At 48.9% G+C, this 13966-nt stretch carries 13 protein-coding genes and 1 pseudogene; all 14 read left to right on the top strand.

Going from position 1 to position 13966, the window contains the following annotated elements:
- Window positions 1-22 precede the first annotated feature (22 nt).
- The 14 genes and pseudogenes from NST44_RS01800 (at window position 23) to NST44_RS01735 (ending at window position 13807) form a co-directional block, all read left to right on the top strand.
- Entirely contained in the window at window positions 23-802 is a 780-nt protein-coding gene (locus tag NST44_RS01800) for a DNA and RNA helicase (RefSeq protein ID WP_340897525.1), read from the top strand.
- A 53-nt stretch (window positions 803-855) separates the two neighbouring features.
- Window positions 856-1575: a hypothetical protein gene (locus tag NST44_RS01795; RefSeq protein ID WP_340897523.1), complete on the top strand. Its 720-nt coding sequence runs from the start codon at window positions 856-858 to the stop codon at window positions 1573-1575.
- Window positions 1572-3002 carry a hypothetical protein gene (locus NST44_RS01790; RefSeq protein WP_340897521.1) on the top strand — a complete coding sequence of 477 codons (1431 nt, stop codon included), beginning with the start codon at window positions 1572-1574 and terminating at the stop codon, window positions 3000-3002. Before NST44_RS01795 ends, NST44_RS01790 begins: the two co-directional genes overlap by 4 nt.
- 163 nt (window positions 3003-3165) lie before the next feature.
- On the top strand, window positions 3166-4302 hold the full coding sequence (locus NST44_RS01785; RefSeq protein ID WP_340897519.1) for a pentapeptide repeat-containing protein: 1137 nt from the start codon (window positions 3166-3168) through the stop codon (window positions 4300-4302).
- Between the two features lie 25 nt (window positions 4303-4327).
- Window positions 4328-4849 carry an imm11 family protein gene (locus tag NST44_RS01780; RefSeq protein WP_340897518.1) on the top strand — a complete coding sequence of 174 codons (522 nt, stop codon included), beginning with the start codon at window positions 4328-4330 and terminating at the stop codon, window positions 4847-4849.
- Window positions 4850-4868: 19 nt separating this feature from the next.
- A complete protein-coding gene (locus NST44_RS01775; protein WP_340897516.1) occupies window positions 4869-5342 on the top strand; it encodes a DUF4280 domain-containing protein in 474 nt (157 codons plus the stop codon).
- 30 nt (window positions 5343-5372) lie between these two features.
- Complete coding sequence (locus NST44_RS01770) at window positions 5373-8276, top strand: contractile injection system protein, VgrG/Pvc8 family (RefSeq protein ID WP_340897515.1); 2904 nt, start codon at window positions 5373-5375, stop codon at window positions 8274-8276.
- Between the two features lie 17 nt (window positions 8277-8293).
- Window positions 8294-9265: a hypothetical protein gene (locus tag NST44_RS01765; RefSeq protein WP_340897514.1), complete on the top strand. Its 972-nt coding sequence runs from the start codon at window positions 8294-8296 to the stop codon at window positions 9263-9265.
- 16 nt (window positions 9266-9281) lie between these two features.
- A complete protein-coding gene (locus NST44_RS01760; protein WP_340897512.1) occupies window positions 9282-9737 on the top strand; it encodes a DUF6630 family protein in 456 nt (151 codons plus the stop codon).
- Window positions 9738-10049: 312 nt separating this feature from the next.
- Window positions 10050-10829 (top strand): hypothetical protein, encoded by a 780-nt coding sequence (locus tag NST44_RS01755; protein ID WP_340897510.1) that lies wholly within the window; start codon window positions 10050-10052, stop codon window positions 10827-10829.
- A 15-nt stretch (window positions 10830-10844) separates the two neighbouring features.
- Window positions 10845-11453 carry a pentapeptide repeat-containing protein gene (locus NST44_RS01750; RefSeq protein ID WP_445670723.1) on the top strand — a complete coding sequence of 203 codons (609 nt, stop codon included), beginning with the start codon at window positions 10845-10847 and terminating at the stop codon, window positions 11451-11453.
- Window positions 11454-11987: 534 nt separating this feature from the next.
- Window positions 11988-12089: pseudogene (locus NST44_RS01745) on the top strand (DNA/RNA non-specific endonuclease); the annotation flags it as partial.
- Window positions 12078-13136: an HNH endonuclease domain-containing protein gene (locus NST44_RS01740; protein WP_340901402.1), complete on the top strand. Its 1059-nt coding sequence runs from the start codon at window positions 12078-12080 to the stop codon at window positions 13134-13136. The pseudogene NST44_RS01745 and the gene NST44_RS01740, both read left to right, overlap by 12 nt.
- Entirely contained in the window at window positions 13133-13807 is a 675-nt protein-coding gene (locus NST44_RS01735; protein WP_340897509.1) for a hypothetical protein, read from the top strand. The genes NST44_RS01740 and NST44_RS01735 overlap by 4 nt, the downstream gene beginning before the upstream one ends.
- Window positions 13808-13966 lie beyond the last annotated feature (159 nt).

Here is a 13966-nt window from a genome sequence, read left to right as displayed (position 1 = left end):
GGTACGCAGGGAGGAGATAGCCTTGTTACACAACCGTTATCCGATCTTCACCAAGGGCAGGATCCTCAGGCTGGATATGTTGGAGGAGTTGCGGGATTACCCGCGCGGAATGATGGATATTCTGCATGCCGATCTGTCCTCCGGCATCGTTGCCGGGGCGGATATCCGGGTGGTGGAGTCTATGCTGCGCGTGACGCCGGGGATCGTCAAGTTTGGCGGAAGGCTGTACATGCTGAAGGAGGAATTCAGCCTGCCGTATCACGCATCAGGCACGCTCAGCATTCTTCGCCTCCGGTTCGGCCCTGAGCTTCGCGATCAGGATTTCGCGGATCATCCGGTCGAGGTGGTGCTGGACGGTTCGATGCTCCAGACGGAGTGCGAGCTTGAGCTTGCGAGGTTCAAGCTCAAGCCGGGTGCTCGGCTGCGAGATGATTATGAGAGCTTTGCCGACTATGCGACGGAGTACAATACGCTGAACCGGATTCATACGCCATATGCGTCGCCGGGCCCAAGCACGTTTTATCCAGGGGCCCTCCGCTATTATGCGGACGCGGTGCTTCAGGCTGGGGGCGGGCAGCCTCAAGACTTTGCGTTTGCCATGCAGGTGCTCGGCAGCGAACGGCCGATAGGAAAAGTGGCGATCCAGCACTATATCGGGCTTCGTCTCGGGACGGGCTACCGCGAGTATGATTTGGCGCAAATCCATAAATATTTGAACCGGATTTTGAACGACATTCAAAGCGGCCGACGCGGAGCACGCGATTACCGGCCGGGCGGACCGCAGCGGATGCTGGTGGATTAGAACGGGAAGCGATTGATTGTGAATTCAGTATGGCTGAAGGGATGGTGCCTTGAATGAAGCATTTGGATGAGAAGATGTTTGCCGCGATGAGGACGACGCAGACGGAAGGGGCTGCAGCGGAAGAAGCTGAGCTGGTAAAAGGGGCAGCCGTAGGTACGGCTGCGGGTGCGACAGCGAATGATGCTCCGGAAGGACCGAACGCATTGGGACCGGTAGATGTGGAACGGGCATTCTTACGGATCGGGGACGAGATTGTCCCGTTTCAGACGGTCCATGTATTGGATGGCAAGCTGTCGCTTCGGCTACCGAAAACGTTCCGCATCATGCCGGAGGAGCTCGCACGGTTGAAATATCCTTCCGAGCATAGGCCTGGCCTGATTTACACGGATGAAACCCATACGGTAAATCTGGCTTTCAATCTTACTAGCACGCCGCTGAATCAGGAGGAGCTGGAGGATTTCCAGGAGGCGCTTACCCGTATGCTGCGCAGCACGCAGCCGATCGAGCGCTGGATGGGGGAAGGGATGGAGACGGTAGACGGACGTAAGGCCGGAACCTGCGCTTTCGTTATTCCCACGCTCACAAGCAGCGTCTTTAATCTGATGTTTTATTCTGATCTCGAGGACAAAGCGCTGTTATGCACCTTCAACTGTCTTGAATCGGACATGAACGATTGGAAGCCGGTAGCGGAAGCGATGCTTCGTTCGATGAAATGGGAGCATGAGAACGATTCGCAGCTCCCGACGAGTAACCAAGGAGGGGTCAGAGTATGAGTACAGGATCGGTCATTGCCTACGGCAATCTTCAGGTATCTCCGTACCGGCTCGTGAACTTGCAGGAGCTCACGCTGACCAAGGAAATTAATGAGCATGCGAGCCTCCGCTTTACAGGGATCATCCCCGAAGAGATGCAGCACAGCTATGTGGAAATGACGGATGCCGACACGACGGTTGAGGTGCTGCAGCTTCACGAGAACGGCGGGAGCTCGCCGCTGTTCAGCGGCATCGTGCTCGGCATCGAAGTCAAGGTGATTCGCGGCGTTCATTATCTGGAGGTAGAGGCCGTATCCCACAGCTATAAGCTGGATATCAAGCGGAAAAGCCGTTCTTTTCAAAATACGGCCATGATTTACGGGGATTTGCTGAATAAGGTAGCCAGCGACTATCCCGACATCGATATCTTGGATGACGCGACCGGCGGCAAGACCCTCGGCACGTTTACGATGCAGTATTTTGAAACGGACTGGGCATTTCTGAAGCGGATGGCCTCGCGCTTTCATACCGGGCTCGTTCCGGCGACGACCTTCGATAAGCCGAAGCTGTTCTTCGGCCTGCCGGAAGGCGGCGTGAAGGGCAATTTGCAGAACTTCCATTACACGGTCAAGAAAAAAATGGCCGCTTACCGCGACGCCTCGCAGAACCACAATCCGGCGCTTGAAGAGAATGATTTCATCTACTACGAGGTGGAGACGAAGGATCATGTCTTGAACATCGGCGATGTCGTTCAGTTCAAGGGCAGGATGCTCATTGTGAATCGGGCATACACCGAGATGAAGGACGGGCTGCTTAAGCATGAGTACACGCTGTGCACCCGCAAGGGGCTGAGCCGCCCGAAGCTGTACAACGAGACGGTGACCGGAGTGTCGATTCAGGGGAAGATCATTGAGGTTGTGCAGGATACCGTGAAGGTGCATTTGGAGATTGACAAGGAACAGAGCGCGGCGGATGCCTATCGTTTTCCGTATTCGTCCGTCTATACGGCCGAAGGCAACAGCGGCTGGTACGTCATGCCGGAGAAAGGGGATACCGTTCGGGTCTACATCCCTTCCAACAAGGAGGAGGAGGCGATTGCGCTAAGCTCGGTTCGTCAGGATAAAACGGAGGGCTCGAGCAATAAGCTGGGCAACCCGGACCATAAATTTTTCCGTACCGCCTCCGGCAAAGAGCTGATGATGACCCCTTCGGAGGTCGTCATTACGGCCAAGGACAATGACATCTATATCCGGCTCAGCGATGCGGACGGCATTCAGATCGCCAGCAGCCAGAAGGTTCAGATTGTCGCGAAGGAAGACATTATGATGGAATCCCAGAAGAAAGTGATGATCTCCGCAATGGAAGAGCTTAGCCTGACATGCAAGGAGAGCAGCATGAAGCTGGACGGTAACACGGAGATTATCGGACAAGAGCTGAAGACGAATTAACGCAAGCGTGTTTCGTTAACGCCGCCTTATCATCATCGTTGGGGCCTCCCTGAGCATCGCCTTGGCGTTCTTGCTGGGATGGCGATTGCATAGACGGGAGTCGGCAGGGGCGGCTTCATGGAGCTGTGACTGCCTGGATTGCAACCGAAGGGGGATGTGTGACATGAACAAGCAAGAGGCGCTGCTGGATTTTGAGGAAGTGGCGGTAACTCCGCTGAGGGAACGGATGCAAGCCGAGCTTGAGGAGGAGTATCAGCAGCGAGGAGAGGCACATGCTGCGGCATGGGCAAGCTCATTCGAGCGGATTTGCCTTGCCGCTGAGGAGGCCCGCCGGGCTGGCGGCGATGAGCCTGTAGCCTATATCACGTATTCCTTGCTCCGTACCGAGCTGGCTGCGAAGCGGCCGCTGTACCGGGTCGAGGCGGCAGGGAGCGGCTGGTTTATGCAGTCTGCCCTGTATGAAGACTGCTACGACGCCGGTTGGGCGTTCCGCTACCTGGACCGTTACGAGCAGGCTTTGCTGGAAGCAAGCGGTCCCTATTCGGGACGGATCGGCCGTTCGGAAATAGCGCTGTACCGGCAGCGTGAAGCCGTTTATGCGCATGCTTACGTGATGGCGGTTGCCCGGCTTGCGATGAAGGATGCCGCGTTAACCCCTGCGTTTCGGGCATTGACGTCAGCGGAACAGCTGGAGGTTCGCGTCGGGGAATATCGGGATTTCAGCGAGGTGGTCTATAAGCGGGATGACCGGGCGAAAGACGTTTCGCTCATCCGGTCGGAGCTGGAGCATAACGGGAGCCAGGCAATCTACGCCTATGAGGTCCTCGCCGGTCTAGATTTGTCCGGGGGAGTCTATGGCGGGGCGGATCTTCGGTATGCGGATTTGACGTCCGCCGATTTGACCGGCGCGGCCCTGGAGGAAGGGATCCTGACGGGAGCCGTCTTTGCCGGCTGCCGGATGCGGCGGGCGAACCTCTCCGGCGCCCTGATTGCGGAAGCGGATTTTCGCGGCGCCGACTTGGAAGGGGCGGACTTTCGCGCAGCCGTCGGCATGCGCGGGCAATACGGCAGCGAGAGCTGGAAGCGTCCGGGCTACAGGGCTGCGGATTTTCGCGGAGCCTGCCTGAAGGGAGCGGACTTCCGGGGAGCATTGTTGTCCGGGGCATTATTTACGGGGGCGGATGTGCAGGATGCGGATTTCACAGGCGCTGTATTGCATCAAGCCGTTTTCGATCCAGGGGTTGCGGACCGGCTGGACTTGATGGACGTTCAATTTAGACCGCCGGTATGGCAGCTATAGCATTGACCGGAGAGGATGGGGAATTATGGACTATTTCATTTTGGAACGCGATGTGCTGTACACGGATCGCATTCGGCCGGTATGGGACGGCGAACCGCCGGAGCTTGGGCAGCTGGGGACGGCCGCTCCTGCGAACCTTCAGCCGCAGCCGGAAATTCTGCAGCTGAGGGTGATGGACGGGGAGTATCCGGACTACCTCGAGACCCCCGTTCCGCTGATTTCCAAACGGTTCAAGCCCGTATTCGACGCGGCGGCGCCTGGCGTTCTGAGCTTGCCGGCGGTGCTGCGCAATCCCGCCCACATGCGGCAGGATCTGTATTGGATGATCCAGGCCCCGGCTATAGATGCCGTGGATCGACGGAGCGAGTTCCATAAGGACGGCTCGCTGTCTAGGCTCATTATTGACGGCGAACGAACGGGGGATTACCACGTGTTCCGCCTGACAGGTATCAGGGAGCCCTTGATTATAGTCAGTCTGGCCATGGCGGAAAGCCTGTTGAGACGGTTATGTTCGGGGGTTCGGCTTCGGCCGGTCGAGATTCGATAGCGAAGGAGTGAAAGACGGGATGTCTACCAGAATGATGATGGCGCCGGAGGCTGTGTCGAGTGCTGCCCCGGAAAAGAGCTATGTGGTAGCGGGGGCAGTGCTGAGCTGTTCCTACGGAACGCAGCGGGTTGCGCTGACGATGCCGGTCAGTCACGGCGTTTTTATTAAGGACAAAGCGCAAATGAACATTCAGGATTACCACCCGATGCTAAATATCAAACCGTTCGGCAACTGCAGAAGCATGGAGAACCCTGCGGTCCAGGCGGCGAATACGCCGCTGCCCGATCCGAACAATCCGGATGAGGAGGTTAAGCCGCAAATCGTGGACGGCATTGTTCGGAAAGCGCCTTGTACCCCCATCATTACGATGCCTTGGATCGGTGGGAAGACCGATGTGCTGATTGAGAATGAGCCGGCGCTCTTGAATACATGCACTAACACCTGCATGTATTGCGGAATTATCCGGATCGAGGACGACGGGCAGGAGGCATAGGGCCTTGAAAGAGTAAAAGGAGGAGAGTCTGTGGGAACAGCTGTCAAAAGATCCGGGTATGGTGAAGTACAGCTTGTCTCTCCATTTGACATTCAAACACTTCATGAGCTGACCATTGAGCGGAGAGTCAATGAACATGCCGTCTTAAGGCTTACCGGTACAATTCCGGAGGAGCAGCAGGAGGCATGCATCGAAATTATGGATGCTGATAACAACGTAAAAGTGAACCTTATGCGTGGCGGGAGTTCGGTGCTTCCGCTATTTTGCGGAGTGGTCACGGATCTTGCCGTACGTCATGTCCGCGGGATCTATTATGTCGAGCTTGAGGCGCTTTCGCTAAGCTCCCTGCTGGACGTACAACTTAAGAGCCGGTCGTTTCAGGATATCAGCATGACCTATGATGCGCTGCTGGATCAGGTGCTCGGGGATTATCCGGGCTCGGATGTGATCAATATGGAGGAAGATGCTGACAGGCTGGAACAATTTACCTTACAATATAGGGAGACCGACTGGCAATTTCTGAAGCGGCTGGCATCGCGCTTTGCCTCCGTTCTGGTACCGGAAGCGGCTGCCGACTCCGGGCCGAAGCTGTGGTTCGGATTGCCCGAGGGACGCAGCGGCGTTGTTTTGGAAGATGGAGTGTATGGGGCTTCGCGAAGGTGGGATCGACGGGGGCCGGACGGCGGCGTGCTGGGCGATCTGGACGATGCGCCGGAGACGCGCTATGCGGCATACAGCGATGAGGTCTTGAATCTTGGGGACCGGGTACAATTTCAAGGTCAAGAGCTCGTGGTGACAGGTTCCACGGCGACGATGGACGGAGGCCAGTTCCGATTCGAATATCTGTTGATGCCGGAGGACGGCATCCGCCAGAAGCCGCTGTACAACACCGCCTTGGTCGGGGCTTCCCTGGAGGGCCGCATTCTGGAAGTGAAGCAGGATACGGTCCGTCTTCATCTGGATATCGATGCGGCGCAGGAGAAAGAGGCAGCGGCCTGGTTCCCGTACACCTCGGTTTATACCGCGGAAGGAAACAGCGGGTTCTACTGCATGCCCCAGGCGGGGGACGCGGTACAGCTATACATACCCGATTTCCGGGAAGAGAAGGCAATTGCTCAGGGATCGGTGCGCAAGGGAGGAGCAACTTCACCGAAGACGCAGGATCCGAGCATGAAGACGTGGGGAACGAACCACGGCAAGGAAATGCAGATGGGGCCAAGCCATATGTCCCTGATCGCGAAGGAAGGCAGTTTGTTCATTAACCTGGATGCCGGTGAAGGTATTCAGATCGTCAGCGATACCACCCTCATCATCGCTGCCGAGCAGGATATCGAGCTGAGCGCGGAGAAGAAATTGGAGATCACCGCGGAAGAAGCGATTTATCTGCTGTGCAAGGAGAGCTCTGTCATCCTGGACGGTAAAGCGGATATCCAAGGAACGGAGATTAAGCTGGAGGGCCTCATCAAAGGTCCGGTCTACGTCCCGGATCTGCCGCCGGTCCCGGAGCCGGAAGATCCGCCGCTGCCCCAGCCTCCTCCGAAGAAGGAGAAGAAGGGCTTCTGGGGCAAGCTGCTGGACGGCGTGCAGCTCGTGCTGGATGTGGCGGGAATGGTGCCGGGGATCGGGGAGATTGCCGACCTCGCCAATGCCGCGATCTATACCGCGCGCGGGGACTACACTAACGCCGCCCTGTCCGCAGCCGCCGCGATCCCGTTCGCAGGCTGGGCAGCTACGGGCGCGAAGTTCGTCAACAAGGGCGGCAAGGCGCTGGATGCGATGAGCACCGCGGCCAAATATGCGGATAATGCGGCCGATGCCGTGAAGGCCGTGGACAAAGCGGCGGATGTCGCGACAACCGCGGGCAAGCTGGGCAGCTCGGCCGGGAAGGTAACGACCGCGGCGCGGAAGCTGGAGGATGTCCAGAAGCAGATGGACGCGGTCCAGACGATGAAGGCTGCGATGAAGAACATGGCGGTTGGAGTCGGACAGGATATGGCGATGCAGGCAGGGCTCGGCGTCCTGGGCGAATACATTGGCGAGGACTACGCCATGGCCGTCGGCATGGCTATTGGCTACGGCCGCTTTAAGCGCAAGTCCGGCGCCGGCAGCCAAATGGGCATCACCTCCGGTGGCGGAGGCGGAGGCGGCGGGAACAAGCCGAAGAAGGACAAGGGTGCAGAGCAACCGAAGCCGGAAACGAAGCCGAAGGATAAAGCGGATACGAAGGCAAAACCGGAAGCGAAGCCGGAGCAAAAACCAGATCCAAAGCAGAAGGCTGAGGGTAAGGGGAAAGGTGACCCAAGCAGTAATAATCCAGACGATTTCTCAAAACAAATTAAAAAGTTAGATGAAGAAATAGAAAGATTGATAAAAGAAGGAAATGACAGAGAAGTCAAAAGATTAAAGCGAGAAAGAAATAAATTGGCCAACAAGTTGGACACGAAAGATGTTATTAGTGATAGCTTTGACTTGGAGGCTGCAAAGGAGTATGAAAGAAAAATCGATAATTCTAAATATTTCTCTCATGATAAAGGTGATTTTGGGGAAGAAGTAACAAAAATCGTCGCTAGAGACAGTAATTTAGGTCAAGATGTTTCCGATCTATTCCAAGTGGGGAGAAACGGCATAGATGCAGCGTTCCTATCGAAAGGGCCACCGCCAAAGTTAACGATTATTGAATCGAAGGCATCTGATTCCGCTAGTTTTAGTTACTCGGATAAACAGAAACAGGGCGGGGATAAGTACTTCCAAGATATGATTAACAGCGATGATCCTAGATATGCAGATTTTTCAAAGAAATTAAGGAAATTAAAGAAGGAGAATCCAGGTCTCGAGTTTGATTTCATTAGGGTGGAAACAGATATTAAGATCACGGAGACCGGATTTGGTGTTGATGAATTAAAGATTAAAGATTGGAATAAAGAAATCGATTAATTGATAGGGAGGATGTAATGCTAAACCCTAAAAAATTTGAGATGGCGTTTAAAAGATATCACAAGAATTTTATTGTTGGTATTAAATTTGAAGATGTTAAAGAAGAGTATGATGAATGCAATAGCGAAGTTATTAATATTGTTGAAGAAAGTGACGTAGAGAAGGATCATGTTTTATTGATTAATTTGTCCTCAATTTTTTCTTACTCCTTGTCACAATGGAAACACGATGTATTGATCAGCGGAGGAAAGAGTCCGGAAGGTTTAAAGAACATGCAAAAGGTCGTGTTTTATCAATGTATGGGGCAGGATCTTTATAGAACACGCTACCCTCATATGACATTAGAATATACATTTAGAGAAGTCGTCATCGCCTTGGTACATTTCGCTATGTATGGATGGGAGAAAGAAGAAAATATACTATATGATTTTATGGTTCATCACTTCGGTGGACATTTAATGGATGCCAATGAAGAGAACAGACATATTTGGTTTTTGCTTGAGCTGTACCTGCAGTATAGAAATAAAACCATCATGGGAACGAATAAACAATTGCATCTAGCCGTGAAAAATAGCTTTAAGGAAGCTGGACAGCGATGCGGATCAATCCCTGATGATCTAGACGTTTATGATGAAGTGCTTGAACGATGGTCCACAGGTGATTTGCAGGAAATAGAATCTCTGATTTCGAAAATGTCCCTGTATCATTCTGCGTTAGCTTCTGAAATAGGTCAGTTGGGTGAATTTGGTGACTTCAGATACGGATTTTATCCATTTGAAATCATATTTTTGATCCATGTAAGAAATAAACTTGGATTGCCTAATCCCACTCACCTAGACGACTTGCTGATGAATACCCCGGAAGCGAAAATGGTGTTTGGAGACCCTGAGCCATACCCTGAATGGGACCCGACGCTTCAGATGATCGATCAATTTTATCGTAAAAACTATCCCGAATACATTCCTAACCAGCATGGGGAGTTGTTTTAATAAAGGGGGGACAAGTATGCAGGATCAAGAAATAGCACAGCTCATATTCCCTGATGACAAGAATCTTGAACAGTTTTTGAAAGATGAAGGAAGTTATGACATTCATGAAGACCTCTTAAAATATGGACTGAAGACGCAACAGTTTTTATACGTTGATTATAAAGGTGAGCAATATCAAGAGATCGTCAATTTTATTCTCGACTATGAATTCGCCCACCAAATTGAATTAGCAGCAAAAGAAGAACTTGAGCAATTAGAAGCGTATGACTATGAATATTTACCTGATAAAATCAGAGAGGTTAACAAGATACTGTCACCAAAGGGATATGGACTATTTTCATATCCAAATTCGGGTGACTTTTACGCACTATTCATTGCAAAAATAGAGAATATAACAAATTTGCTGCAGGAAGAATTGCTGCTCGATGATAGAATCCCTTTCCAAGAAAGGTGTGTCAAGTATTACAGATAGCGCTATAGCGATTTATTAACTTAAAGTTTAAGCGGGGCCAATAGAATGAAAAAGTAATAAATATGAGGAAGGCTTATTCCATCTTGAACGATGAAGAGGAGTGAGCCTTTTTGTATGTCGAATATATAAAAGGATATCTGACAGAAGTTTTGAGTGTGTTTGAATACAGGGAAATCCTATAACGAAAGACACTTTCTAGAAAGAGAAATGCACGAAGATAAAGTGAATGCTCAGTATGTTGTCTTTGTTGAATATAACTTATACCCCATAGGGGGTATTTTGGAATTTTAATCTGGAGCTAGGAGGACTAAAATGTCGCCTAATTTATTTTCAATTATAATGTATCCTACAGTGTCTTTTGACAAGGAAGAGGTATTATGTAGTCTTTTGGATATTTTCGAGGAGGATGGAAAATTTAATCCTACTCATTGGGGCGATAGTGAACTGGTTAAAATCGAATATAATCGCAGCGAAATTCTTGAAAAGGTAATTTTTGAACGTAGTGTTTCAGAAATATATCTTCATAGGGATAAATCAGTTAAGTATACAGGTAGTATTGACGTCAAGTTAACCCCTCGTTCATTTATGAAATTTAATTTTCATAAATCGATGCCAAAAAAATTATGGCCAGCTTTTTTTGAAATGTCTGATAAAATAGCAGAAATAGTAAAACCGAGATTTGGAGTTACCCATATTTTTTGGAAACCAATTTATCCATGGCAAACGGACAATGATCGACTTCACATATGGATGAACCTATGTTCACATCCAGTGCCAGTTAAATTCCTCCCTAATGGACCTTTGGGTGTAGGCACTCGAACATACTTAGGTGATCACATTCTTGAGATGTTTGATAGAGAGTTTTTGAAAAATGCTCCGGGAAGTGTATCAGAACTTAATTGGGGCGGTATGCGGATTGATGTTATGGAGCACCCTTGGGAAGCAGAGCTAACCATATTGATCGACAATTGGATAAAAGTTATGGGGTTTTTGGAAACATCTCATGTTTTGGCAATACCAAGTTTTGATGAGTATCGGATGGGAGTATCATTTAGCCCTAGCTCTGCTTGGCAGGAATATCTCAAAAAATGATGGGTTGTGATTATTTTGGTTGGGGATAGCAATATCAGAAAAGAAGTATTGGAAATTCTACACAGATCTCAATACAATGATGAAGTCATCGATGGACTTGATATGAGTAATCTGGATCTTACTTTCTCTGATCTGTCAAAAGTTATGGCCGATGGTCTTATAGCAAAACGAGTTATATTAAGAGCGTCTTCGTTAATAGGAGCATCGTTTCTTGATTGCAATTTTGAATTTGCTGACTTCAACAACTGTAACTTGGAGAGTATTGACATAGCAGATTGCGTACTTAGTAAGGCGAGTTTTTATAAAGCAAATATGAGATATGCAAAAATAAATATTAGTATGTGTATAGAAACTTGTTTTGACGAAGTCGATTTATCTAATGGAGAATTAATTGGATCAACCTTAAGGAATGCTTCATTTCGCAATGCAAATTTGTCCGGAATAAACGCTGAACAAGCAAGTTTCTCTAGTGCGGATTTAAGTGGTGCTGTACTTACCAATGGTAACTTTGAACAATCAGATTTTAGAAATGCAATCCTTGAAGGTGTAGTATGGAAAGGTGCAAATCTGGCAGGGGCAAGGTTTGATAATGGAGTTTGGGAAGACATTCAGACAAAAATCTAGTTATAGTTGATCTTTATTGGCGGTTGTCTTCTCAAGATAACCGTCTATTTTTATATGGATTTTTTAAGCTAAAGATAATGTATAGATGATTCTGAGGAGTCTTATGGTTAGCTAGCTAAATCTCTTAGAGAGTTTATTGATTCTCTTCAGGATGCAAACGACTAAAATCCCCATTATTAGTTATTAGTGATGACAATTAATCAAAAGAACAATGTGCCACGTGTAAATTCTCAGTGTAAGACCATAGTAGAAATCATATATTTAAAGATCTTTATTCTTTTTAGAGGTCTACTCTATCTATTAAGGAGGAGTGAGGCCCCTTTTTCGATATTAATATCATTAAACTTAACTTAAATGGTAAAATTAGGGGTGTGGATAGTGGGAAACTGGTGTCGTGAACTGGAGGATATTAATTTTACCGGAAAGCGGGATTTAACATGAAGGAGATAAAAGTTAGTCAAGAGTTGCTAAACGAGTTTGAGAATATTCAGTGGTTTATAAATTGTGGTAACAGAGAAGAAATAGATTTATTATGGTGATCGATTTGGAGGATCACCTAAAATAGACAATTTAGTTTCTCAATTATCGGATGTGAACCAAAAGCAATATAAGAAAGTTGAAAATATGTGGGCCGCTTGCACGTCACTCAGTTTAGGTTTTTTTTTTTGCCCCAACGCCGCCCTGTCCGCAGCCGCCGCGATCCCGTTCGCAGGCTGGGCAGCTACGGGCGCGAAGTTCGTCAACAAGGGCGGCAAGGCGCTGGATGCGATGAGCACCGCGGCCAAATATACGGATAATGCGGCCGATGCCGTGAAGGCCGTGGACAAAGCGGCGGATGTCGCGACAACCGCGGGCAAGCTGGGCAGCTCGGCCGGGAAGGTAACGACCGCGGCGCGGAAGCTGGAGGATGTCCAGAAGCAGATGGACGCGGTCCAGACGATGAAGGCCGCGATGAAGAACATGGCGGTTGGAGTCGGACAGGATATGGCGATGCAGGCAGGCCTCGGCGTCCTGGGCGAATACATTGGCGAGGATTACGCCATGGCCGTCGGCATGGCTATTGGCTACGGCCGCTTTAAGCGCAAGTCCGGCGCCGGCAGCCAGATGGGCGTCACCTCCGGTGGCGGAGGCGGAGGCGGTGGGAACAAGCCGAAGAAGGATAAGGGTGCAGAGCAACCGAAGCCGGAAACGAAGCCGAAGGATAAAGCGGATACGAAGGCAAAACCGGAAGCGAAGCCGGAGCAAAAGGCTGAGGGGACAGGTAAACCTCAAAAATCAAAAAAACATCAAGCAGAGAAGAAAAGTACTCCACAATCAGGCAATGGACCTTATTCACATCTTGAAGATTCTAAGCATATAGGTCCAGGGAAGGATTTTACAGCCGCCCAAAAAAGAAAGATAATTGAAGAAAATAAAAAGAGAAATGGTGGGGTTGTTAAGTCTGACGATACTGGTCAAATTCTGACTAAACCCCAAAAGAGTAAAAAGGGTGTTACACCCGATCCAAATGAGTGGCAAATTGATCATATAATCCCTAGGGATAAAGGTGGTACTAACAGTTTCAGTAATGCTCAAGTATTATCTCGAAAAGAAAATCGGGATAAATCAAATAAGTTACCCTCAGATATTGATAAGCCAAGCAAGAAAGCACCACCAACTAAACCGAAAAGGAGAAAAAAATGAAGCCAGTACTATTAAATAGTCAATTAAATAAAAAGAGTTTATGGAGCGGTTGTATACTTGCTTCGATAGCACATGCAATAATGGTTGCTCATTATCCTGAATTAGCATATGAGCATTCATGGGACGGTGATAACTATAGTGTTGTAGATGGTTCGGGAGGAAGAGGCACTATTACTTTCAAAGGTAATTATTTTGTTGGCGCTTTTCGAAATGAGAATTATACTCGAACTGATATCCCTATAGCTTTGGATTTTTTTACTGAGGCACCAAAGGAGGTTCTTGAATTGGCTAAAAATGAAACTTTAGAATATCTCCTTGAAGAAAATGATGATGGCACGACATCACCATCAATAACTACTGCATTTTGGGGTGATAACGATACTTTTACTTCAGTTGACAATATTATAAAAATAGTACGATATGGTGGATATTTATTAGAGAGGCATTTAACAGAACCAGATTCTGCAATTGAATCTTGGCGAGATTATTATGAGATGACCTCAGAACAAGTAAGCTTGCTAAAATCTATATATGATAGAAAAGTAATCAACCCTCATGGTAAAATCATTTTGTCAAAAAGTGAAATCGAAATAATTGGAACAGCAGATCAAGAAGGTTTGAGTGAGAGCATAACTTCCTTTGAGGAGATAGGGGTATACTGGGAAAGGTAAACTGCTACAATGGCTACCTACTCCTGTACATTGATCCAATAACACGTATACCAATATAATACTATATAATGATTTCGTCATTTCGTTTGTACGCACAATCAACACTTGAATTTATAAACGCTATTGCATTACAGTGAGCAGGTCGATCAAGGGAGAAAG

This window comes from Paenibacillus sp. FSL W8-0919, from assembly GCF_038003785.1.
Taxonomy (GTDB): domain Bacteria; phylum Bacillota; class Bacilli; order Paenibacillales; family Paenibacillaceae; genus Paenibacillus_AQ; species Paenibacillus_AQ lactis.
This window is presented reverse-complemented; position numbering and strand designations above follow the sequence as displayed.